General features: G+C 41.5%; 23 protein-coding genes and 1 tRNA gene. 19 read left to right on the plus strand and 5 right to left on the minus strand.

Annotation, left to right across the window (positions count from 1 at the left end; all coding sequences use genetic code 11):
* The first annotated feature begins 9 nt into the window (after positions 1-9).
* The 9 genes from OQX62_RS11720 to OQX62_RS11755 all read left to right on the plus strand — a co-directional run bounded on the left by OQX62_RS11720 (position 10) and on the right by OQX62_RS11755 (position 6,999).
* Positions 10-1,509 carry a GH3 auxin-responsive promoter family protein gene (locus tag OQX62_RS11720; protein ID WP_265831723.1) on the plus strand — a complete coding sequence of 500 codons (1,500 nt, stop codon included), beginning with the start codon at positions 10-12 and terminating at the stop codon, positions 1,507-1,509.
* Positions 1,510-1,511: 2 nt separating this feature from the next.
* Positions 1,512-2,678, plus strand: a complete 1,167-nt coding sequence (locus tag OQX62_RS11725) for a 1-deoxy-D-xylulose-5-phosphate reductoisomerase (RefSeq protein ID WP_265831724.1) — start codon at positions 1,512-1,514, stop codon at positions 2,676-2,678.
* A 29-nt stretch (positions 2,679-2,707) separates the two neighbouring features.
* Entirely contained in the window at positions 2,708-4,039 is a 1,332-nt protein-coding gene (gene rseP, locus OQX62_RS11730) for an RIP metalloprotease RseP (RefSeq protein WP_265831725.1), read from the plus strand.
* A gap of 107 nt (positions 4,040-4,146) precedes the next feature.
* Positions 4,147-4,452, plus strand: coding sequence for a DUF3817 domain-containing protein (locus OQX62_RS11735; RefSeq protein ID WP_265831726.1), 306 nt, complete (start codon positions 4,147-4,149; stop codon positions 4,450-4,452).
* Between the two features lie 85 nt (positions 4,453-4,537).
* Positions 4,538-4,617: transfer RNA gene (locus OQX62_RS11740), tRNA-Leu, on the plus strand.
* 153 nt (positions 4,618-4,770) lie between these two features.
* Complete coding sequence (locus OQX62_RS11745) at positions 4,771-4,926, plus strand: hypothetical protein (RefSeq protein WP_265831727.1); 156 nt, start codon at positions 4,771-4,773, stop codon at positions 4,924-4,926.
* A gap of 31 nt (positions 4,927-4,957) precedes the next feature.
* Positions 4,958-5,074 (plus strand): group II intron maturase-specific domain-containing protein, encoded by a 117-nt coding sequence (locus OQX62_RS25150; RefSeq protein WP_416276564.1) that lies wholly within the window; start codon positions 4,958-4,960, stop codon positions 5,072-5,074.
* 237 nt (positions 5,075-5,311) lie between these two features.
* Positions 5,312-6,805, plus strand: a complete 1,494-nt coding sequence (locus OQX62_RS11750; RefSeq protein WP_265831728.1) for a papain-like cysteine protease family protein — start codon at positions 5,312-5,314, stop codon at positions 6,803-6,805.
* A gap of 8 nt (positions 6,806-6,813) precedes the next feature.
* A complete protein-coding gene (locus OQX62_RS11755; protein WP_265831729.1) occupies positions 6,814-6,999 on the plus strand; it encodes a hypothetical protein in 186 nt (61 codons plus the stop codon).
* Here the strand turns inward: OQX62_RS11755 and OQX62_RS25155 are convergent.
* Both OQX62_RS25155 and OQX62_RS25160 read right to left on the minus strand, forming a co-directional pair.
* Positions 6,989-7,246 carry a sigma factor-like helix-turn-helix DNA-binding protein gene (locus OQX62_RS25155; protein WP_416276570.1) on the minus strand — a complete coding sequence of 86 codons (258 nt, stop codon included), beginning with the start codon at positions 7,244-7,246 and terminating at the stop codon, positions 6,989-6,991. The two genes, OQX62_RS11755 and OQX62_RS25155, sit on opposite strands and share 11 nt — an antisense overlap.
* The gene (locus OQX62_RS25160; RefSeq protein ID WP_416276565.1) at positions 7,234-7,458 is read right to left on the minus strand and encodes a sigma factor; all 225 of its coding nucleotides are present in this window, start codon (positions 7,456-7,458) and stop codon (positions 7,234-7,236) included. Before OQX62_RS25160 ends, OQX62_RS25155 begins: the two co-directional genes overlap by 13 nt.
* A gap of 87 nt (positions 7,459-7,545) precedes the next feature.
* On the opposite strand from OQX62_RS25160, the gene OQX62_RS11760 reads away from it, so the two are divergent.
* On the plus strand, positions 7,546-7,977 hold the full coding sequence (locus OQX62_RS11760) for a hypothetical protein (protein ID WP_265831730.1): 432 nt from the start codon (positions 7,546-7,548) through the stop codon (positions 7,975-7,977).
* Positions 7,978-8,016: 39 nt separating this feature from the next.
* Positions 8,017-8,766 carry a hypothetical protein gene (locus tag OQX62_RS11765; RefSeq protein WP_265831731.1) on the plus strand — a complete coding sequence of 250 codons (750 nt, stop codon included), beginning with the start codon at positions 8,017-8,019 and terminating at the stop codon, positions 8,764-8,766.
* Positions 8,767-9,107: 341 nt separating this feature from the next.
* Here the strand turns inward: OQX62_RS11765 and OQX62_RS25105 are convergent, their stop codons facing one another.
* Positions 9,108-9,263 (minus strand): EthD domain-containing protein, encoded by a 156-nt coding sequence (locus tag OQX62_RS25105; protein ID WP_265831732.1) that lies wholly within the window; start codon positions 9,261-9,263, stop codon positions 9,108-9,110.
* A gap of 229 nt (positions 9,264-9,492) precedes the next feature.
* On the opposite strand from OQX62_RS25105, the gene OQX62_RS25165 reads away from it, so the two are divergent.
* The 8 genes from OQX62_RS25165 to OQX62_RS11805 all read left to right on the plus strand — a co-directional run bounded on the left by OQX62_RS25165 (position 9,493) and on the right by OQX62_RS11805 (position 20,897).
* The gene (locus OQX62_RS25165; protein ID WP_416276566.1) at positions 9,493-9,639 is read left to right on the plus strand and encodes a hypothetical protein; all 147 of its coding nucleotides are present in this window, start codon (positions 9,493-9,495) and stop codon (positions 9,637-9,639) included.
* Between the two features lie 150 nt (positions 9,640-9,789).
* Entirely contained in the window at positions 9,790-11,157 is a 1,368-nt protein-coding gene (locus OQX62_RS11775; protein ID WP_265831733.1) for a sensor histidine kinase, read from the plus strand.
* A gap of 170 nt (positions 11,158-11,327) precedes the next feature.
* A complete protein-coding gene (locus OQX62_RS11780) occupies positions 11,328-12,356 on the plus strand; it encodes a LacI family DNA-binding transcriptional regulator (RefSeq protein ID WP_265831734.1) in 1,029 nt (342 codons plus the stop codon).
* Entirely contained in the window at positions 12,357-13,097 is a 741-nt protein-coding gene (locus tag OQX62_RS11785) for an SDR family NAD(P)-dependent oxidoreductase (RefSeq protein ID WP_265831735.1), read from the plus strand.
* Positions 13,098-13,293: 196 nt separating this feature from the next.
* The gene (locus OQX62_RS11790) at positions 13,294-16,164 is read left to right on the plus strand and encodes a glycosyl hydrolase 115 family protein (protein ID WP_265831736.1); all 2,871 of its coding nucleotides are present in this window, start codon (positions 13,294-13,296) and stop codon (positions 16,162-16,164) included.
* Positions 16,165-16,204: 40 nt separating this feature from the next.
* Entirely contained in the window at positions 16,205-17,311 is a 1,107-nt protein-coding gene (locus tag OQX62_RS11795; RefSeq protein WP_265831737.1) for a glycoside hydrolase family 43 protein, read from the plus strand.
* 42 nt (positions 17,312-17,353) lie between these two features.
* Complete coding sequence (locus tag OQX62_RS11800; RefSeq protein WP_265831738.1) at positions 17,354-18,970, plus strand: DUF5597 domain-containing protein; 1,617 nt, start codon at positions 17,354-17,356, stop codon at positions 18,968-18,970.
* Positions 18,971-18,977: 7 nt separating this feature from the next.
* A complete protein-coding gene (locus OQX62_RS11805; protein ID WP_265831739.1) occupies positions 18,978-20,897 on the plus strand; it encodes a sialate O-acetylesterase in 1,920 nt (639 codons plus the stop codon).
* A gap of 72 nt (positions 20,898-20,969) precedes the next feature.
* On the opposite strand, the gene OQX62_RS11810 is transcribed toward OQX62_RS11805, so the two are convergent.
* Together OQX62_RS11810 and OQX62_RS11815 are read right to left on the minus strand one after the other, a co-directional pair.
* Entirely contained in the window at positions 20,970-22,628 is a 1,659-nt protein-coding gene (locus OQX62_RS11810; protein WP_265831740.1) for an endo-1,4-beta-xylanase, read from the minus strand.
* Positions 22,629-22,649: 21 nt separating this feature from the next.
* On the minus strand, positions 22,650-24,458 hold the full coding sequence (locus tag OQX62_RS11815) for a RagB/SusD family nutrient uptake outer membrane protein (RefSeq protein WP_265831741.1): 1,809 nt from the start codon (positions 24,456-24,458) through the stop codon (positions 22,650-22,652).
* Between the last annotated feature and the right edge of the window lie 49 nt (positions 24,459-24,507).

The following is a 24,507-nucleotide window of genomic DNA, read 5'->3' on the forward strand; positions in this document are numbered from 1 at the left end:
AACCTGTATATGGGATTAAAAGCGGCATTAAGCAAACCATTTGCGGCCTTAGTGGTCAGCAATATAAATAGATGGAAAAAAAATGCACTAGCAGCACAGGAATCCACACTCAAACAGCTGATTGCTGCTGCGAAACATACCAGTTTTGGCAAAGACCATCAATTTTCTGCAATTAAAAATTACGAAGATTTCAAACGTCTGGTTCCTGTTCGTGATTATGAAGAACTCAGACCATATATTGACAGAGTTGTTGCTGGTGAGAAGGATGTACTCTGGAAAGGAAAACCTGCTTATTTCGCTAAAACTTCCGGTACCACTTCTGGTGCAAAATATATTCCCATCTCAAAGGAATCTATGCCTGAACATATCAAAGCGGCACGAAATGCATTGCTTACTTATGTACATGAAACCGGGAATACCAATTTTGTGAACGGTAAAATGATCTTCCTGCAGGGCAGCCCGGTGATGAGTACAAAAAACGGGATTAAAGTGGGCCGTTTATCGGGTATCGTTGCCAATCTGGTGCCTGCCTATCTGCAAAAAAACAGGTTACCTTCTTATGCGACCAATTGTATTGAGGACTGGGAAGAAAAAGTTGACGCTATTGTTGAAGAGACCTACCAGGAAGATATGACCCTGATCTCAGGAATTCCACCCTGGGTACAGATGTATTTCGATAAGCTAACAGAGAAAACCGGCGGCAGGCAAATCAAAGACATTTTTAAAAACTTTCAGCTGTTTGTGTATGGTGGCGTAAATTATGAACCTTACCGGGCAAAAATTGAAGCCAGTATCGGCCGTAAGGTAGACGCTATAGAAACTTATCCGGCTTCTGAAGGCTTTATCGCTTATCAGGACAGTCAGACAGATAAAAGTTTATTGCTGCTGGCCAAAGCAGGTATGTTTTACGAATTTATTCCTGCGGATGAGTATTACAATGAACATCCAACCCGTCTATGTCTGGAAGAAGTGGAACTGGAAAAAAACTATGCCCTTATTCTAAATACAAATGCAGGATTATGGGGATATAGCATAGGCGATACGGTGAAGTTCGTTTCTAAAAATCCTTATAAAATTTATGTAACGGGCAGGATCAAACATTTTATTTCCGCTTTCGGTGAGCATGTGATTGGCGAGGAAGTGGAGCAGGCATTGTTGTCCGTTGCCAATGAAGAAGGAGTAGGTATCACAGAATTTACTGTTGCTCCCCAGGTAAACCCTCCTGCTGGACAATTGCCTTATCATGAGTGGTTTGTTGAGTTTGCTACAGCTCCGGCCGACCTTCCTGCTTTTAGTAAAAAAGTAGATGAGGCCTTACAAAAGAAAAATATTTACTACTTTGACCTTATTGAAGGTAAAATCCTGCAGCCACTCATTATACGGTCGCTGCAAAAAGATGCTTTTGTAAACTATATGCGTGCAGAAGGTAAACTGGGTGGACAAAATAAGGTCCCGCGTTTGTCTAACGACAGAAAGATTGCAGAAGGCCTCATTAATTTGACTACATAAATTTGAAAAATATAGCTATACTGGGCTCCACAGGCTCTATCGGTACCCAGACCCTTGATGTAATCCGGGCAAATCCAGCACTGTACAATGTTATTGCTCTTACAGGCCATGCCAATGCAGAATTGCTGGTTAGTCAGGCACTGGAGTTTAATCCAAAGCTGGTCGTAATTGGTGATGAACAGTATTACGCTGCGGTAAAAGATGGTCTGTCGGGTACTTCAATTAAAGTTCTTGCTGGTGAGGCCGCTCTGTGCGAAGCTGCCAGTGTTCCGGAAGCGGATTTCGTGCTTACAGCATTAATGGGGGCTGTAGGTCTTCGTCCCACCATCGCTGCTATTAAAGCAAAAAAAACAATAGGATTGGCCAACAAAGAAACGCTGGTGGTTGCCGGCGATCTTGTTACCCGGCTTGCTGCTGAAAATGGGGTGAAGATACTGCCTGTAGATTCGGAACACTCGGCTATTTTCCAATGTCTTGCAGGAGAGGATTATGAATCTATTGAGAAGATTTATATTACTGCTTCGGGCGGACCATTCAGGGGTAAAGACCGTGATTTTTTGGCTAATGTGACTAAAGAACAGGCTTTAAAACATCCCAATTGGGTAATGGGAGCCAAGATTACAATCGATTCGGCTTCTTTAATGAATAAAGGACTGGAGGTAATCGAAGCAAAATGGCTGTTCAATCTTGCTATCGAACAAATCGATGTCATTGTCCATCCACAATCTATCATCCATTCTATCGTTCAGTTTAATGACGGATCTATGAAAGCACAGATGGGCTTAGCGGATATGAAACTGCCTATTCATTATGCTTTGGCTTACCCTGATCGGGTAAGTACTTCATATCCAAGATTTAACTTTATGGATTATCCCGAACTTACTTTCTCTAAACCCGATTTGGTGACTTTCCGCAATCTGGACCTGGCCTACGCGGCTTTAAGAAGTGGGGGTAATATGCCTTGTATTATCAATGCGGCAAATGAAATCGTAGTGAATGCCTTTTTACATCATCAGATCGGTTTTCTGGAGATGAGCGATGTAATTCAACAGTGCATGGCCGACTTACCTTTTATCCAGCATCCAAGCCTGAATAATTATTTAGAAACAGACGAGCATACACGTATATTTGCCCGTGAGCTTGTAACAAAAAAATATTTAGCTATCTAATTTAAAATTAAAACACACAAGAATAATATATGAACGGATTGATTATGGTTGCCCAGTTATTGCTGGGATTATCAATATTAGTAATCTTACACGAATTAGGACATTTTTTAGCTGCACGTGCATTTGGGATTAAAGTAGAGAAGTTTTACCTGTTCTTTGATGCCTGGGGCTTTAAATTGTTCAGCATCAAACGTGGAGATGTGGAATACGGCATAGGCTGGCTGCCACTTGGAGGTTATGTTAAAATCGCCGGAATGATAGATGAGTCGATGGATAAAGCGCAGATGGCTTTACCGCCGAAACCATGGGAATTTCGCAGTAAGCCGGCATGGCAACGGCTAATCGTGATGCTGGGTGGTGTTTTTGTAAATATCGTTGTTGGTATCTTCATCTTTTGGATGTTAACTTTCAAATTCGGTGAAACCTACATCGCAAACAGTTCCGTTAAAAGTGGAATCAATCCTGGTTCAATCGGAAAAGAAATAGGTCTTAAACAAGGGGACAGAGTAATAGCGGTAAATGGTAAAAAAGTAATCCGCTTTGATGAATTGTTAAGTTCTAAAGTTTTACTTGGCAATACAACACTTACGATCAGTCGTGAAGGTAAGGCCATAGATATTAAAATTCCTGATAATATACTCAACAAGGTGTCTGATCTTGGGATTGAAGAATTTATCAGTCGTACGCCCTTAATTACTTCTACAATTGATACGGTAGTGGCAGGAAGGCCTGCGTTCAAGACCGGTATGAAAAAAGGAGATAGAATCGTTGCTGTTAACGGTACTCTTGTAAAATACAATGTAGATGTGATTAAAGAGATGCGTAAGCTGAAAAGCAAAACTGTTAATGTGGAAGCAGACAGGGCAGGTCAGCGCATGACATTTATGGTGCCTACAGATACAGCTGGAACAATTGGTATCGGTTTCAATGTGAATGAAATCAAAGAAGAAACGATCAATTACGGATTCTTTCAGGCACTGCCAATTGGTGTGAACCAGGCATGGATCTCTTTCAGTGATAATGGTAAGGGAATATGGAAGGTGCTTACAGGTAAAATCAAGGCAAATAAAGCTTTCTCCGGTCCTGTAGCTATTGCGCAGAAGGTTTATGGTGGTGTTTGGATCTGGTCTCATTTCTGGGCTTCTACGGCATTAATCTCCATTGCACTTGCATTTATGAACTTATTACCAATTCCAGCATTGGATGGTGGTCATGTTGTCTTCCTGATTGTCGAAATGATCAAAGGAAAACCACTGGGCGATAAGTTTATGGAAGGCGCACAGATGGTAGGTTTCGTGATGCTGTTATGTTTGATGGTATTTGTATTGGGGAACGACATTTTTAAGGCCTTTATACAATAAAGGCATCCTTAAATTAATCATGAGCACAGATGTTTAATCTGTGTAAAAAATAAAGAAAACCGGGCATAGCTGTTCCGGTTTTTCTATTTTTGAACAAATCAATTTATATGAGCACATTATCCATTTTTAAAAAGGTAGCTATTGCTGAAGGTATTTCATATCTGGCTTTGCTCTTTATCGCTATGCCCCTGAGGAAATTTGCAGGAATGCCATTGGCAGTAAAATATACAGGCTGGGCACATGGGTTACTTTTTATACTCTATGTGATCCTCGTGATTATGTGCTGGATGGAGTATAAATGGAAAATAGGGAAAACTTTGCTGGTACTTGTATGCTCATTGTTACCTTTTGCACCCTTTATTGTAGAAAAACGTTTGCATGAAGGTGCTGATGATCAGGTAAAAGCATCTTAATCCTGTTTTATTTTCAATTCTTTTAAAATAACCTTTGGATATATAGTACTGAATATATAGATTTGCATCCCGCTTAACAAGCAATGCCCGGTTGGCGGAATTGGTAGACGCGCTGGTCTCAAACACCTGTGGGAAACCGTGCCGGTTCGACTCCGGCACCGGGTACTTGGCCGTAGTTAAATCTTATTTTAGATTTAACTACGGCTTTTTTCTTTTGTAACTTACTGTTTATTTGGTATATAAGTAGTGCTGCTAAATTCACTTTTCCGGTTCGATTGTAGTATTTATGGTAGAAGTGCAAAATCCGCCCATAGTGTGATGAGAAGTGTCTCCGGATTTCTGGAAGACAGTCTAAAGCTGAAGATGAACAGGAAAAGAGCAAAGTCAACAGGCAAAGCAAGAGTAGTCTACTCGGGTTCTCATTCTAAGGGAGCAACAAAGATTGGAAAATATGTGTTGCACCCAAATCCTTAAAGTCAATCAAGGTGAAAATCCGGGACATACAATGCGTAGCCAACCGACTCCACTGGCTGAACAAATATCAAAGCTTGGGGAGATTATCACTGGTTGGGTGAACTACTTCTCTATTGCAGAAGCAAAGAGACATATGGAAAAGCTATGAAATGATAAGAACCAGGCTACGTATTGTATTATGGAAACAGTGGAAAAGTATTACGGGCAGGGCACGTAATCTGATGAAATTGGGGCTTGTAAGGACACAAACCTATCGAGTGGCTAACGTCCGGAAAGGATACAGTAGGATAGCCCACAGTCCTAAAACTGGAAAACTTCTGTGGTGCTTTGTTTAACTAAATTAAGTAGATTAGCCCAAATGGAATGAACACACTAAATTGAATCAATGCTCAGTAATATTGAATACGTCATCTCTTCCTCTGAAGATATTGAGGAAATATTAATTGAATCGGTCAGGGATTACTTTCTTCGTGAAGTATCCGAAGATCCGGATATGGGGAACATCATCGGGGAGTTTTTGGATGGTTTCAGAGATGACCTTTATTTTGTAGTAGAATATCCTTATGTAGATAAGGTTTATCGGGACAGTTACTATCATTACTACGCTTCTAAGCATTCTGCCTACCAGCGGGATTGTATCCGGGTACTGATCTTTGAAAAGGAAGTAAAGATCACCGAATTTTCTAATCCAAAAAAATTCAAAAAGTTACAGGATGATTTTTTAGGGTATTTTGTGCTTAGGCCTCTTAGGACCATTATCGGCAGGTCTTTGATCAATCCTGCAGCATTTGAAGATAAAAATGTAAAAATCTGCCTTCAGAAAAGTGAGTGTCTAGTGTTAGGCATCAAGCTTACCGTCCAGGGATTTCCGCACAGTTCACAGGACAGTGAGACCATAACCTGCGCGGAAACTACCATTTGGTCGGCAATGGAGTATTTTGGTACTAGGTATTCAGATTATAAACCAGTGCTGCCCTCTACAATTATTAAAACAATGGAGCGGATAGCGGTTCAGCGCCAGTTGCCCAGCAATGGTCTGACAATGGAACAAATATCTTTCGCGCTAAAACAGTTCGGATTTGGAACACGTATTTATTCAAAGGAGCAATACGGTCAAGAACTTTTTGATATTATTGATACCTACATAGAATCTGGAATCCCGGTAATGACTGGTTTGGAATCTGATGAAGGTAGCTTGGGTCATGTCGTGGTACTAATTGGAAAGCAATATGAGAACGGAGTCGAGAAATTTAACAGAATTAAACAGAGAAAGCTGGCATTATCAGGCAAGTCGGTCTCATACCATGATATCGTGCAATTGCCTGGCAAGTATGTCGTTCAGGATGATAATCTCGCTCCTTATCAGGTGATAACACTTGATCGGCCTGGCGCGCATTATGACGATTCAGCATCTCAGGCTTATCAGATTGATAGTATCGTGGTGCCCTTGTATCCCAAAATCTACTTAGAAGCTTATGTCGCGAAAAATTTGATACTGCAAATATTGAAAGATTCGGTACTTGGATTCCAATTTAATAATGGGTTTGTGTTGAGGTGTTTCTTGGCTTCAAGTAGGTCTTTTAAGAACCATATTGCCAAATCAATGGCGATTGGTAAAGATATTAAAGGGACTATTCTGGTGTCAAAGATGCCGAAATTTATATGGGTAGCAGAGATTTACGATAAAAATGCATATGTTCCTTTCACGGGAGAAGCTAAAGGTCTTGTTGTTCTTGATGCTACTGAAGCCAATTCAACTAGTATTGATACACTTATTCTTGCTGCTTATCCTGATAGAGCTATTGCAATTGATCAAAATAAATTCATAACTTTGGAACAGAAGTTGCTGAACTATAATTATTACAGTAACTTACAATAAGAAAGATCATGAGTAAAAGGATAAAGTTTTCATTCAGTTCCGTTAATAGCGGTAAGATGACTGCTATTAAAGCAGAAGATATTGCTGCATCCAGTCAAAGGATCAAGGAGGAGATGAAGCCAGTAGTAAGAAGATATAAGAGAAACGAGACTGCTTCTGTTAAAGATGCCCGCAGGCTGGTACTCAATGCGTAGTAATCTTAAGTTTTATTATTTTTAGTGCATTGCTCAATTTATTCCTTACAGTTTTATCAAACACTTTCATTACAGCTGCGATTTCTTTGTTACTGAGGTTTTCAAGTTTACTCAATTCAAATATTCTTTTCATCTTTTTCGGGAGTCTTGCGATTGCTTTGTCGAGGGCAGGTTGTAACTCTTTTTCACGTATCTTTTTGTCTGCGGTAAAATTGCCTTGTTCGATGATGGTACTCAGTGAAGCAATGTATTTGTCTTGTGATTTCGATGCTCGATATAACTCAGTATTTTATGTCTGACTGCGGTATATACGTAAGGAGCGATTGGTGAATTGTCCCTGAGTTTATCGCTGTTCTCCCAGATATACTTCATGACTTTCTGAACAACATCTTTTGCGACATCTGGATCATTGAGTGTCTTCTTGTAGTATTGTACTTTAATTGTTTTATTAAAGATCAAGTTGAAATAGATATTAATTACGGAATTCCGTAATTAATATCTATTTGCTGTTTATATTTTTGTTTATATTAAATGAAAGTTTAGCTCATGAAAATAAAATTGTTAACGCTGTTATGTGCTTCTGTTCTGGTATTTATGTCCTGTGGGAATAATGCTAGTAGTACTGAATCAACAGATACTGCTTTGGTTGGTGGAGGAATTACTGACCAATCTGCGATTGTGAATACAGGTAAAAGTGCGGATGAAGCATATGAAATGCTGCATGTGGTATTTGAAGGTAATCCTGAAAAGGAGGCTTTGAAGAGGTTGATGTCTGCGGTGATGGCCAAGTATGATATTGTAGAGAATTATGAGAACCTGAACAGGTGTGGTTCTGCGTTGCTGAGTATGAAGAAATCCAGTGCAATTGGGGTGACTGAAATGCAGATTTTAAAGCACATGTACCAGTATGGTGATGCTACTCAGAATTTTCCGAACCAGGCTGCGATTTCTGCGGTGTTACTGGAACAAAATAATTAGGATGCTTAGTTTGTCGATTGATTTATAGGTATGAATGGAATGAGATTGCGTAAAAGCTTAATAGGTATTTGTTTAGTTTCTGGGATTGTATTTGTTTCCTGCGGTTCAGGTGTCGAGTCTAATAATACTGAGGATGAAGATATTTCGGTTTTCACGGCAAAGATCTATGGGATTGATGCAGAAGATGTAGCGATCAGAACCGGTCCTGGTAAGAAATTCGGAAAACTGGTCAATGAAAAAGCGACCGCTAATTTAGGAGAGCCGCATTATTGTGAAGTGGATTTCTCGACGAAGGTTGAAATACTGGAGGAAAAAGGGGAATGGGTAAGAATCAGAGTGGTTGATCCGGAGTGGCTGGCGGATACTTATATCGGCTGGATTCCCAGGAATGTGATTGTCTCTCCGATAGAACAACAGAAGCAGGAGTTGGGGCAGCCGGATCCGGGAGAGTACGAGATTCTTAGAACTGATCACAACCGGACGGTGCAGAATTTTGACGTACTGCTGAAAAGGAAAAAGTTTGACAAGACCTATGCTTACCAGTTCATAAAGGCCTTCCGAAAAGAACATTGTGAGGGCAACTGTAATGTGTGTTTATACGATAGTAAATCTATTATGTCTTTATTGGGAATTTATCCGTTGGAAGGCCAGGATTACTTAAAGATGGCTGACCATTTAATTTCATTGTCAACTTTTGATGCCACGGGAGTGAGGGACTGGTATCCATATCAGGACTTCCATTATCGCGAATTAGGCGGGAAGAACTGGAAGAAGAAACCTGTTAATTAGTATGATTTGTGAATTGGGTCAATGTTAGTCAATTTCCTTCTCAAAATAAATTGCCATATCAATAAGACTAAAAAATTGGTTTGTTGGGCTGAGGATATATTGGGTGGCTTTAGTGATTATTAGAAGATGCGCTAAGAATATAAGCGGTTCGACTCTGGCACCATTTGAACCCATACTCGAAAATGCAATACCAAGTATCGTTACTATCCTGATAAATGCTCGTGAAGAATTTTGGATTGAAACCTTGCTTTAGAAAGTCTTAACAGTCATAATGGAGTTGGCAATGCCAGTCATAATATTGTCCTCTCGAAAGCCTTAGAGAAATCTAAAGCTTTTGGTATTTAATTATTCGTGTTGATAACTACATACTTTCTAACATAAAGCTCTACCTCAGGGATGGAACAGAATAAAGGAGCGTGGTGATTTTTGTGATAATCCACAAATTCTTCAGAACTCAGATGTAGTAGTTTGTTTACTAAAAATGTAAATTTGATCATTGTCTATATGTATAATTTCAGACAAACTTATTTCATTACATACAATGCCGCAAGTACGCACAAATTTGTGCTTATTTGCTTTGACAATAGATTGACTAAGCGATGTACAAAAAGAAAATTCCTATTAGGACGGATTGTGGCCTGCACGTATTTAAGGAACTTTTGAATGGAAAGTGGAAACTGATGCTGATTTATTACATTTCAGACGGGGGTAAAAAGGCCAAGTGCATTGCAGAAGAAAATTGCCGCAGATAGGCGGGTAATGACTAGGCAACTGGATGAATTGGTGAAGGATGGGTTTGTCGATAAAATCTCTTTCGATACTAAAATTCCTAAAGTTGAATCTTATTTGATTAAGATTCACATCGATGTTTAGCTTTACAGCATAAGAGATGTCCTGGTTTTACAAGAAATCACTACGGTTGCTCATGACGATTTAGTCAAGTATTTTAAATCATTCCATGGATTCTTCCATATCATTTTTATATTTATCCCTTGTGGTGGCAACAGATCATCAAAATTATTCATGCCGAAATTCAACATCAGTATTGTCGACTATATTCCTTTTAAAAGAAAAAATCCTTTTAGGTATGATCTGATTGGTGCTACGGAGGCGTTTTCTCTTGAAAGCAGAATATTCCATTCTGTTAGTGTAGGGTTGATTATTCTGGCTGGTATCTATGCGCCGTATAACTTTTATGCGGGGCTCTATATCGGCTCCATTTCAGCTCTTCTGCTTGGCTCGTTTTTCTTTTACCAGTATTATTATTCCAGGTTTCATGGCAGAAAACATAATAGTACAGTATTCGCATTCACAGGGATACTCCTTTTTGGCTTTAATTATTTCGCCAATTCGGGTATAAATGGTTCCACGGATCTTATATGGCCCGCATATTTGTTGCTGGTGTTTGCAATTTCTCCCTACCGGGATCATGGTAAGTTGTTAATATTATATGTCTTATGCTTTCTTATTATTCACGTTATTGAATATTATTACCCTTCTCTGGTGCAATATCCTTTTACTGCTGGTAAAGGACAGTTTATTGATCGGATCACTGCGTTTCCTATGCCGGTGGTAGCTATTTACATTATTATCAAGTTCCTGAGACGAAGCTATGATAAAGAAAAGCAAGCCACGGAAGAAAAGACCATTGCCGTGGAGCAGAGTAAGGAGCAACTTTTGATACAGAAAGATTTGCTAGAACAGAGTAATTGTGAAAAGAACAAGCTGATGTCCATTATATCACATGATCTTCGGACGCCGCTGATGAATGTGCAGAACTACTTGGAATTATTGAATGATAATGCCGTAGATGGTTCCGAACGGCCGGTATTAGAAAAGGCTTTGCTCAATTCTACTAATAATGCCATGCAAATGCTTTCCAGTCTGCTGCATTGGACAAAGTCTCAAATGGAAGGACCCAATATCCAGCTGGCAGAGCTTAACCTTCTTGCCATTTTAGCAGGTACTTTGGAAATAGAGAAAATACATGCGTCGAAAAAAGACATCATGCTTAATTATCAGATTTCTCCGGAATTAGTGGTAATCGCGGATATAGACATGCTTCAGCTGGTTATCCGGAACCTGATCAGTAACGCGGTAAAATTTACCCCTCATGGCGGACAGATCAATGTGGAGGCAGAACTGATACCAAATGAATGCAGAATTACCGTTCGTGATAATGGAACAGGAATTCCGCCGGAAAAACAGGAAGGAGTCTTTTCTGTCAAAGCAGAACCGGCATTTGGAACCAACAATGAAAGAGGGGTTGGTCTTGGTTTGGTTTTGTGCAAAGAATATATCGAGAAACAGGGCGGTAGGATTGGCTTTGAAAGCACCCATGGCTCCGGTTCCAGCTTCTTTATTTTTATACCTTCCCCAGAACTGGAATAATCAGCTGAAAACTGGTCTAATCAGACAATCTTCACTCCATCTTTAATGGCTGATTAATGTAAATACCCAGGTAAGGATGAATTGTTTAAAAATTATGCAATCGGTTGCAATTATATGAAGTTAATTGTACTTTAGTAATTCAAAAGCAGAACATCATGTTCTAAATGCATATGCAAGATAAGGAAATAACGATATATGATCTAGCTAAGAGGTTAGATATCTCAGCTACCACAGTAAGCAGAGGCCTGCAGGATCATCCTGCAATAAATAAAAAAACCAAAAAAAGAATCTTTGATCTCGCAGCCGAGCTGGGCTATCGCTCCAATAAATTCGCAAGTAATCTCAGGACGCAGAAAACAAATACTATCGGAGTAATTGTTCCCCGGCTAAATAGCTTATTCATGTCTTCTGTCATCTCTGGTATTGAAAAAATAGTGAATAATGCCGGCTATAATCTCATCATCAGTCAATCTTTTGAGCAGGAGAAAAAAGAGAAAGCGAACACAACAACCATGTTCAACAGCAGGGTGGATGGTCTGATTGTCTCTCTTGCTTTGGATACAGAAGACCTGAGCCATTTTGATACCTTCATCAAGAAGAATATACCCATTATATTTTTTGACCGTGTAACTGAAGATATTGAGTCGACGAAGGTATTAATTGATAATTTTAAGGCAGGGTATAAAGCCACAGAACATTTGATTGAACAGGGCTGCAAAAAAATTCTGCACCTTACGGGTAGCACAGCCAGAAATGTATACAAGGATAGATTTGAGGGTTATAAAAAAGCACTGAGTGATCATCACCTTCCTTTTGATCCTGAATTATTCATTTCCAATGATCTTTCTGAACAGGCAGTACAGGACGCACTGGTGAATGATGTGTTAAAAAGGGATAAACTGCCGGACGGCCTGTTTATCACAAACGATTCTTCGGCAGCTTTTGCGCTGACCATACTTAAGGAAGCAGGACTAAGCATTCCTGAAGACATTGCTATCGTAGGATTCAACAATGACTTAATCTCGAGAGTAACCCAACCCGCAATCACTACTATAAACTACCCGGGTAATGAAATGGGAGAAAACATAGCCCGGATCCTGATTAACCACCTGGATGGTGAAGGCGACCTGAGTTTCACCAGTACAGTAATTCTCAATACAGAGTTAATGGTTAGAGGATCATCATTAAGACAAGTATAAATGAGCAGACAAATTGCTATAGTTACGGGTGGGGCAGCAGGATTAGGTTTTGCAATCACTAAAAAATTAGTCGCTGAAGGAGTTCAGGTAGTGATGATCGGAAGGAATGAGGACAAACTGAAAGCTGCAGCGGAGGAATTTGGTGAATTATCCAGCTACAGGAAATTTGATCTGCGGAATTTAAAAGATATACCTGCATTAATTGAAGATATTATAGTGGAATTCGGGAAGATTGATATTCTGGTGAATAATGCCGGGATTAATATGAAAAAACCTTTTGTAGAGGTAACTGATGAAGATTTTGCAAGTGTCATTCATAGTAACCTTTCTGCGGTCTTTGCCATCAGCAGAGAGGTGGTGAAAAAAATGATTGAAGTACAAACTGGCTGTATCGTTAATATCAGCTCCATGGCCGCACAATATGGTATACCGAAGGTGATTGCCTATTCAGCTGCTAAGACGGGTATTGAAGGGATAACAAGGGCGATGGCCACTGAACTTTCGCCACTTGGAATTCGCATTAACTGTATTGCGCCGGGATTTATAAAAACGGCTATGTCGGCAAAAGCACTGGATGCTGATCCTGAGCGAAAACATAAAGTCTTTTCCAGGACGCCAATGGGTAAAATGGGAGATCCGGAAGATGTAGCCGAAGCAGTTTATTTCCTTTGCTCTGATGGAGCAAAGTATATTACAGGTGTAGTGATGCCTGTTGATGGTGGAAACGCTATCGGATTTTAAATTTGAATTGAAGGTCATGCTAAATGGTTTGAGGTATAATCACTCCGCTATAAGCTACTCCTGCTTTTGAAATAATGAATAACCAGATATATGCCCGGGAATCCTGAATCGTCAGGTATGGAAGGATAATGGATAATTTTAATCCTGGTTTTTAGCCCTGCAGCATATTGATTACGTCAATTTAAAACCAAATATAATGAAGAAAATTGTCCTGTTCATTGTTCTGCTGATTAGCTTCAGGGCTGTCTGTTACGGCGCCGGCGCAGATCCATTTGTAGCGAAGGAATATAGCAAAGGAGGCTTTCCTGTGGCAGCAAAGGGAAAAGTCGCTGCAATTATGGTCGACCACCAGGAGTGGCCCGGGGTGAAGCTGGCGACCACAAATCTACAGATAGATCTGGAAAAGGTTACCGGAATCAGACCTGAACTGGCGACGGACAAGGTCTCCGGAATGGTCATCATTATCGGGACAATAGGCAAAAGCACACTCATCGATGGTCTGCTCCGTGACCATAAAATTAATGTCGGTGGCATAGCAGGAAATTGGGAAAGTACTTTAATTCAGGTGGTCAGCAATCCGCTTCCGGGTGTAGATTCCGCTTTGGTTATTGCAGGTAGTGATAAACGGGGAACGATCTATGGTATCTACGAACTATCGGCTCAAATAGGCGTCTCGCCCTGGTATTATTGGGCAGATGTGCCTGTCAGAAAAAGCAAGACACTATTCGTAATTCCAGGAAGGCACATAATTTCATCACCCGCGGTCAAATACAGGGGTATCTTCTTAAATGATGAAGCACCGGCTTTATCCGGCTGGAGCAAAAAAGAATTCGGGGGATTTAACAGCAAGTTTTACGTAAAGGTATTTGAACTCATTCTGCGTTTGAAAGGCAATTATTTATGGCCCGCCATGTGGGGAAGCGCGTTTAATGATGATGACAAAATGAACCCGGTACTGGCTGATGAATACGGGGTGGTGATCGGGACCTCACATCATGAACCTTTGTCCCGGGCACATGATGAATGGAAAAGGTATAAAGGGGGCAAATGGAATTATGACCAGAATCCGCAGCAATTAAGGGAATTCTGGGAAAGTGGTTTACAGCGCGTAGCGGATAAGGAACAGATCATAACAGTAGGTATGCGCGGCGATGGAGATGAACCCATGACTGAGGGGACAGCGACAGCTCTACTGGAAAAGATCGTCAGGGATCAAAGAACTATTATAGAAAAAGTGACTAAAAAACCTGCAGTAGAAACGCCGCAGCTTTGGGCCTTATATAAGGAAGTCCAGGCCTATTATGATCAGGGGATGAAAGTCCCGGAAGATATCACGCTGTTGTTATGTGACGACAATTGGGGGAATATCAGGAAGCTGCCTAAACTGGGTGAAACACCAAGAAAGGGTGGTTATGGTATTTATTACCATTTTGATTATGTGGGAGATCCCAGAAATTATAAATGGATCAACACCAATCCTATTCAAAAAGTATGGGAGCAGATGAACCTGGCTTATGCGTACAATGCTAATCAGATATGGATTGTGAATGTGGGCGATTTAAAACCAATGGAATTTCCGATCTCCTTCTTTCTGGATTATGCCTGGTCGCCGTCAGCAATCCCGGCAGAGAAATTGAAACAGTATATGATTGACTGGAGCGGCAGACAGTTTGGCGAAAACTATGCTGCTGAAATAGCAGATATCCTGGATCTGTATACTAAATATAATGGAAGGGTCAAGCCGGAGCTGCTCAATGCAAACACTTACAGCCTGATCAATTATAATGAGCTGGAAACTGTAGTGGGGGATTATAAAAAGCTGGAAGAGCGGGCAAGATACATTTACGGGAAAATTCCGGTCGAACAGCGCGCTGCTTATTATCAGCTGATCATGCATCCGGTAGAGGCCAGTTCTAATTTATACGAGATGTACTATAAAGTTGGCAAGAATAAATTATATGCTAAACAGGGTCGTTTTGGTGCAAATGCTTTAGTTGATACGGTCGGTCTTCTATTTAAAAAAGACCAGGAAATAACAAATTATTACAATAAAATATTGGCCGGAGGCAAGTGGGATCACATGATGGATCAAACGCATATCAGCTACACTTACTGGCAACAACCGGAAAAAGATTCTATTCCTGAAACCGAGGTCTTGGTATTTACCGGCAATCTGGATAAAGCAGAAATGGGCATCGCAATTGAAGGCAGTGATTCTTCCTGGAAAGGTAAAGAAAAAGTGAATGCTGCATTACCCGCTTTCGACTACTATACCTCTGGTGTGCATTATATCGAGCTTTTTAATAAACAAAAAGGAACATTCACTTATACGCTCAAAACGCCTGCTTTTATACAGGCCAGTTCCCTGAAAGGAAGTGTAGGTAGTCAACAGAAGATCTTTTTGAGGGTCGACTGGGCAAAAGCACCTGCAGGAAAATCATCTTCTTCTATTACCGTTTCAGGAAGTGATGGCGCCAGAATAACTCTCCCTTTGTTGCTGGATAACAGAAGGTTCAGGGATAAATTGATTAACGCCTTTTTACCACAAAGCGGTGTGATCAGTATGGAGGCACCAAATTATAGCAGGGCTCCTGGCAACCGGCCTGTACAATGGAAAACACTGCCCAATTATGGCAAAACACTTGGAGGGGTAATGCCGGTGCCTGTAACCTCAGCTGTTCAGCAGCTGGATACAAATGCTGCTCATCTGGAGTATGATCTTTATATTCATGATACAGGCACATTTGACCTAAACACGTTTATCTCGCCGACTATTGATTTTACCAATAGTGAGGGACTCAAATTTGCAGTTTCCATAGATGATCAACCACCGGTAACGGTAAACATCAGTACAGATTACAGCACCGAGACTGCCTGGAGGCAATCTGTTGCAGATAATATTAAGATCTTCAAAACACCATTGAAATTTCACAATCCAGGTAAACATACTTTAAAATACTGGATGATCAGTCCCGGTGTAGTGCTGCAGAAATTAGTCCTCGATCTTGGTGGTTTGAAACCCTCCTTTTTAGGACCACCGGAGACTTTTGTAAGCCGGACCCAATAACGCATAAGCCAAATAACCATTTATAAAACCAATTGAACCTATGAACAATTTTAAAAACTTATCAGGTATAGCACTAATAATGATGGTGGCTGCGGCAAGCGCCTGCCAGCAGAATACGAAAACTTCGGCGAAAGAGACTGCTACTACAAATGATAGCAGTAAAGTATCAAAATTCCTTTCTGAACCGCTGATCAGCAATATTTATACGGCAGATCCTTCTGCTCATGTTTTTGATGGAAAAATATATATTTATCCCTCACATGATGTCGAGTCCGGCACAAAGGAAAACGACAACGGGGATCACTTTGATATGAAAGATTACCATATCCTCAGCATGGATAGTATCAATGGAACAGTAAAGGATAATGGAATTGCCTTAAGTGTCAAAGATATTCCATGGGCGGGGCGTCAGCTCTGGGCACCGGATGTGGCAGTTAAGGGTGGAACATACTATCTGTATTTTCCCGTAAAGGATAAAAACGATGTTTTCCGCATTGGAGTGGCCACCTCAAAAAATCCTGCAGGGCCATTCAAATCTGAACCAAAGCCAATTGAGGGCAGCTTTAGTATTGATCCGGCCGTTTTTACGGATACGGATGGTAGTACGTATATGTATTTCGGTGGCATTTGGGGTGGCCAGTTGCAGCGCTGGAAAAATGGGAAATATGACGCAAACGGTTCCAAAACAGATTCCGGAAAAGAAAATGAACCGGCTCTGCCCGCTAAAGTGGCTAAGTTAACGCAAAACATGCTTGGCTTTGATGGCGCTGTTAAAGATGTGGTGATTCTGGATGAGACAGGTAAGCCATTACTAACTAAGGATCATGACAGGCGATTCTTTGAAGGTGCCTGGATGCATAAATTCAACGGAAAATATTATTTCACTTATTCTACCGGTGATACACATTTCCTGGCATCTGCCATCGGTAATACCCCATATGGCCCTTTTAAATACCAGGGTACATTTATGAATCCTGTAGAGGGCTGGACTACCCACCATTCTATTGTAGAGGTTAAAGGGAAATGGTATATATTCTACCACGATACGCAGCTTTCCGGTAAAACACATTTAAGAAATATAAAGGTAACTGAACTTACGCACCAGGCAGATGGCACCATTGCGCTGATAGAGCCGGTGAATAAATAATGAGTTTATCCTAAAGGATGTTACCTTCACACGCTAATCAAGATGAATAAAATTACTTCATTAATTACGCTGATGTATACGCTGCTCACTACATCAGCTATCGCTCAGCCTTATTTAAAGCAGCAGGGAAAGGTTAAACAGCTTTATGTGCATGACAAACCTTATTTAATTTTAGGTGGAGAGCTGGGCAACTCCAGCTCTTCCAGTACTGAATATATGCAGCCGGTCTGGTCAAAAGTAAAAGCACTAAATCTGAATACCATTCTGGCACCTGTTTACTGGGAACTCATAGAGCCTGAAGAGGGTAAGTTTAATTTTAAGCTGGTAGATGACCTGATCAGAGATGCCAGAAAAAATGATATTAAATTGGTCTTGCTCTGGTTTGGCGCTTGGAAAAACAGCATGTCCTGTTATGCACCGTACTGGGTTAAAAAAGATCAGGACAGATTTCCCCGTGCTTACAGTAAAAGTGGAGCCGGGCAAGAAATCCTGAGCCCTTTTAATGCAAATACCCTAAATGCCGATATCAAAGTATTCAAAGCATTGATGAGCCATATCAAAAGTATAGACGCTAAAGAGCAAACGGTTCTGATGATTCAGGTAGAAAATGAAATAGGTATGTTACCTGATGCCAGGGACCATAGTCCTTCCGCTAGGGTAGCTTTTAACAAACCCATCCCGGCAGCATTCTTCAGTTATCTCAACAGCAATAAAGAAAAGCTGATGCCGGAGTTTAAAGCGGTATGGGCTAAAAATGGCTACAGGTCTACAGGAAACTGGGAAGTTGTTTTTGGGAAGGGGCTGGCGACCGATGAAATATTTATGGCCTGGTATTATGCGGACTTCATCAATAAACTGACAAAAGCGGGCAAAGAAGGATATGATATACCCATGTACCTGAACGCTGCATTGAACTATAAAAAAACAGCGAAACCGGGTGAGTATCCAAGTGCGGGACCTCTGCCGCATATCATAGATGTGTGGAAAGCCGGTGCGCCGACTATAGATTTACTAGCTCCGGATTTTTATAACCCTGATTTTAAATACTGGAATGATCTCTATGTAAGAGGGAACAGCACTTTATTTATACCTGAAATCAAATTTGAACAGGGAGTGGGCGGCAAGGCATTTAATGCAATAGGGCACTACCATGCTATTGGTTTCTCCCCATTCTCCATAGAAAATGGAGATGAAAAAATGAATGCGGAGATCTCCGGGACTTACCAGGTGCTGAATCAGATCGGTCCTCTGATTTTGCAGCATCAGGGGAGCGCGACTATCAATGGAGTATTATTTGATAAAACGGATGAAAAGCAGGAATTGCGGATGGGAGATTATATCCTCACCTTCTCACACGACTTATCACTGGGCTGGTCTCCAAAAGCCAAAGATGAAACCTGGCCTATTACCGGAGCTACTGTAATTCAGCTTGCCAAGGATGAGTTTATTGTCGCAGGTACCGGAGTAGTGGCCACTTTTAAGCCCCTTAACGAAAAATTCAATGCAGGAATAGCGAGTATTGATGAAGGTGTATTCAAGGATGGTAAATGGATCCCCGGGCTAAGACTGAATGGCGATCAAAGTCACCAGGGCAGACATCTGAGAATTCCCGAAGGCAGTTACAGTATTCAAAAAGTGAAGTTGTATTCCTATAAATAACACCGATATGAAATCTAAATTACTATGCTTCTTTTTGATGGTGACCGGCTTTAGTGTTACCGCACAAATCAGGTTTCCCAGGTTGATTAGCGATGGTATGATTTTGCAGCGTGGAGATACCATAAAAATATGGGGATGGGCGGGCGCAAAGGAATACATCGGGCTAAAATTCGGTCATAAATCTTATTCCACACAAGCTAATACGAAGGGCGAATGGGAACTAAAATTACCTCCTCATAAAGCTGGAGGTCCTTATGAAATGGTATTTACAGGCACCAATACAGTAACAGTCAAAGATATCCTGTTCGGTGATGTCTGGCTCTGCAGCGGACAATCCAATATGGAATTACCGATGAGCAGAGTAATCGATAAATATCCCGGAGTAATTGCTGCGGCAAACAATAAAAATATCAGACAGTTTCTTGTACCTGATGAATACGATTTTAAAACTCAGTGTAAAGATTTTTCTTCAGGGACATGGGCATCTGCCAGTCCGGAAAGCGTGCTCGATTTCTCTGCGGTAGCGTATTTTTTTGCGCTGGATATATACCAGAAGCAACAGGTTCCGATAGGGATCATCAATGCCGCCTTAGGGGGTTCTCCTGCACAATCCTGGATGAGCGAAAATGCAATCAGGAGTTTTGATGACTTGTATAAAGAAACGCAGCGTTTTAAAAATGATGACCTGATCAGGCAGATAGAAGCAGCTGATCAGGAAGCTTCAGAGAATTGGCGTAAAACAGTAAACAGCAATGATGAAGGCTTAAAGAATAACTGGAGAGCAACCAAAGCTGATCACACCTGGTTAAGTATGAATGTGCCCGGTTATTGGTCGAACGAATCCCTGGGCAAGCTGAATGGTGTAGTATGGTTTAAAAAAGAAATTGACGTGCCGTCAGCAATGGTTGGTCAGCCGGCAAAACTACTTTTAGGAAGAATAGTTGATGCAGATTCGGTCTTTATCAACGGATATTTTGTCGGGTCCACAAGTTATCAATATCCTCCCAGAAGATATCTTTTCAAGGAAGGTATACTTAAAAAAGGTAAAAATGAGCTCACCGTCAGAGTAATTAATAGTGGAGGCAATGGCGGTTTCGTAACGGATAAAAACTATGAACTGATTGCAGGAAAGGATACGCTTAACCTGGCAGGTAAATGGAAATATAAACCAGGTACAAAAATGGAACCCGCACCATCCCAGACCTTTATCCGATGGAAACCTGTAGGTTTGTACAATGCGATGATCGCTCCTTTGCAGCATTATCAGATTAAAGGCGTGTTATGGTATCAGGGAGAAGCAAATACTTATAATCCGGAAGAGTATGGCCAATTGATGCAGGGCCTGATTGCGGATTGGCGTAACACATGGAAGAAAAGTAAACTGCCTTTTCTCCTGGTTCAGTTACCGGAATATATGGAAGCCAGAGATACACCCTCCGAAAGCAAATGGGCAGAACTCAGGGCTGTTCAGCAAGCGCTGGCTAAGCTTCCTGATGTAGCCATGGCAGTTACATTAGGATTGGGGGAATGGAACGATATCCATCCATTAGACAAAGCCAATGTTGGTCACCGCTTAGCTTTACAGGCAGAACGTTTAGTGTATGACCACACCAGGATAGTTTCTTCCGGTCCTGTATTCAGATCTGTTACAACAGACAAAGGAAAATTGATCCTTAGTTTTGATGATACCGGGTCCGGACTTGTTGCGAAAGACGGTCAGGAACTAAATTACTTTGCAATTGCTGGCGCAGATAAAAAATATAGCTGGGCCAAAGCCAGTATCAATGGTAAAAAAGTTATTGTCTGGAACAGTACCATTGCAAATCCAAAATATGTACGTTATGCCTGGGCGGATAATCCTGAAGGCGCAAATCTTTTCAATCGTGAAGGTCTTCCTGCATCACCATTTGAAGCAGAAATTAAATAATAGTATTGCATTAAAAAGCCATTCCAATGATAAAACAGGAATGGCTTTTTGTTTTTGATTTCTTTGAATTTCTTACTGACCTTTCAATGCCTGCAGCACGGCTGCAAATGCAGATTTCTTCGCATAGTTGCCATTGAACAATAATGGTGCATCATTCTTGGCAAGACTTGTGGTAATCCAGCTGTCGGTATCGGCAACACCCCATATGGTAATTCCGCCGCGCTGTGCTTCAGGTACATACTTCAGATAAGCTTTAACAACATAATGATACATCGCTGCCTGCAAATTGAGTAAGGTAGGCGAGGTGGCCACACTACCAACTTTTTCTGAGGGATTTAAACGTACGTCGAGTTCTGAAATCCGCACTTTTAAACCCGTTGCAGCCAGTTTCTGAAACATGTTGTTGATCTGGTTGTAAGAAGTATTGATATTACAATGCATTTGCGTACCAACACCTGTAATGCCTGTATTTGCCGACTTTAATTCTGTTGCTAAAGCAATAAAAGCATCCAGCTTCGCCACGCTTGACTCCAGATTATATTCATTCATATACAAATCTGCACTCGCATCTGCAGCCCTTGCATAAGCAAAAGCTTTAGCCGCATATCCTCTTCCAAGGTAGTTTTGCCAAACAAAAACAGATACTTTTGTCAGGTCCGTAGTAGGTGTATTGGTATTGTTGCGCAATTCTCCTGCATCACTGAAAGGCTCATTCAGCACATCCCAGGCCGTTATCTTTCCTGCATACCGGCTAACGACTGTCTGAATATGTTTTTTCATTTCATGATCAACTATCGTTGTCAATGCATCACCAGAAGGCGGCGCAACAACAGCTGCATCGGTAATACTCACATCATCCAGATACAGCGTATTTAAAGTCCCCCCAAGATCAAATGCCAGCTGTAGAGCTGTTACGCCAGCCGGAACAGCGTAATCATAAGAGACCTTCGCATAATTCGTTGTCACGGGTTTACCGCCCTGGTAATTTACTGAACCTGCTGCAGCTCCTGAATAGGGTCTGATTTCAAACTGGATATTCTGAGCAGCAGCGCCCTTGATATAATAGGAAATAGTATAGGTTTTACCCGCTACCACAGGAACCTGAGCTTTTGTGATCAGCTGGGTATTGTAATTCTGCCCTCCTGCAGGCACATTGACCTGTAATGCTTTGGCACCGGTGTTTGTATTGCTCGTGGTGCTCACAAATTGTCCGGCACCGTTCAATACCTGCCATCCATCTGCAGGTTCGGCGGTAGTCGCAACTGTAGTCGTTTCAAATCCCGGATTCACGGCCAGGTTTGTGATTGCAGGACCATTTCCTGTATTACCAATCAGGCTGTTGTAATAGTTGGCTCTTTGCTGTGAGTGCCAGACCAGCGTATGGCCGAAAACCTTAATTCCGGCAGCATTAGCCAGCTCATAAAACCGGTCTGCAGTACTGAAATCATAAGAGCCATCTGCTTTAACGACGGCATTGTTTTTTAGTTCGTTGCCAAAGGTAATCCAGCCGGCTTCGCGTTTTACGATCGACCAGTAAGTAGTGTTCCCGGAGGATAGGGGATATTCCACTGCCAGACCTACGGGGAAAGAAACTGTAGATTTCAGGGTGCCGGTACTATCGGTGAATTGTGCATCTACAGTACTATCCGCACCATTGTATATGTTTTTTTTGCAAGAATACACTCCCATCGTTGTGATGAGTAACATACCTGATATGATTATTTTCTTCATGTCTTTTGTTTTAATTGCTGGCTAGTAATAACCTGGATTCTGGTATTTATTTCTGTTCGGATCACCAGCGGGATCAACCACACTGTTAATCTGATCTTGTGGAATAGGGCGCAGCAGATGAAAATCTTTTATGTTCGGTGCCCCATCCGGATTATGCAGCCGAACTCTTTCCTGTAGTTTCTTACGCACGGCAAGATCGGGCCAGCGCAGGCTTTCGCCACAGAGCTCCCTGATTCTCTCATCAAGGATAAAGTCCAGGTTAATCTGGGCTAAATTAATAGTCATGACCGCTTTCCTTGCCGCAAGCTGACCGGCTGTTAAACCAGCACGGTATGCAGCACGTTCTCTCAGCACATTCATCAGTGGAACCGCATCTGCCGGATGACCATCCTGTAAAGCAGCTTCGGCCGCCATCAGGTATACTTCTGAAAGTTTGGCCACAATGAAAGGGCGACCAGAGACATCCTGGAAATTATTACGCACACTGTCATCATACTTTTTCAGGTTCGGGTAAAGCTGATTCGTTTTGTTTTGATTGGTATAATATTCTGAGGGACCGATAACTTTATATTTTTTTCCTGCCGCTTTCAGCTGACTGGCTCTTGCATCAGTAGGGGCCAGGTAAATCGCTGTATCACCCAAAGCGAAGCCAACGCCGGCAAGTTTGGTCTTAAAGGTCTCCAGTTCTGCACCTGTACGTAAAGTAGCTACGCGCCATAATACCCTGAAAGTACAGTCAAAACGACTATCGTTTACCTTATCTGCAAATACGGTATTATAAACAAATGGTGTTGGTGCCAGCTGCCTCAAGGGACGACCATACTGCAGGGGTCTGTCGTCAATCAGGGAAACACCTCCTACAGTAGCCGCGTTCTGGTAATTCGCATTGAACAGATTATTGGCAAGGTTCACCTTGTTGGCAAAATCAGTTCCCGGACTTGGCGTTTCGTTGTTGGTGTTATTTAACGGCAGTCGCTCTACCGAATACAGAATCTCTTTATTGTAATCATTGCCCTGTTTATGAACAAGACTATAGTCGGGCAGCAGATCTGTACCATATTTAACCTTGTTAGTGATCAATTCCATCGCTGTTTTATAAGCGTTATTGAAATCAGTTGATTCTTTTACATCAGAATAACCACGATAGAGGTATACTTTGGCCAGCAAATGGAGAGCTGCAGCCTGGGAAAGCCTGAAAGCATTTGTCGGTCTCGCTACAGGAAGGTTCTGACTGGCAAAACTCAGGTCGTCAATCATTGCCTGGTAGTCTTTCTTCAGGATATCATTAAAGGGTAAGCGGTTAAAACCATAATAAGCCACATCTGTAAATACCAGGTCGCCCGAACCCAGGTCAAGCGGCACGGCGCCAAACTGTTCAACGAGTAACAGGTAATAGTGTGCACGCAGATAACGCGCTTCCGCCATAATTACATTTCTTGCGGGATCACCCATACTCACATCGGGTGCAAATTTCAGTATGGCATTACAGAGGTTGATATTGGAATAATTTCTGTTCCAGGGCGTAAGTATGGAGCCATTTGTAGGGGGAATCTGGTAAGTGCCAAGCTCCAGCGTCTGTCCGGAGTTACCCTGGTCACCAAAGGTAAATTCATCTGTGCCCATATTTGCCAGTAAAACTGCGCCGATCGGACCATAATCATACCGCATTCCAGCATAAACAGAATTGATGGCCGCCTGGAGTCCTTCCGCAGTCTTAAAATAATCTGTGGTGAAGGTAGTGTAGGGGTGCTCCTCTAAAGCTTTTTTACATCCTCCCAAAACGAGGAGTAGTGAGAGTATAATGAATGGAGTAAAGTATCTTGTTTTCATTTGTTTAAATTTTGTTTTTTATGGTGATGAAGCTATCATAATCTCATCA

It is taken from the genome of Pedobacter sp. MR2016-24, from assembly GCF_026239655.1.
Classification (GTDB): Bacteria; Bacteroidota; Bacteroidia; order Sphingobacteriales; family Sphingobacteriaceae; genus Pedobacter.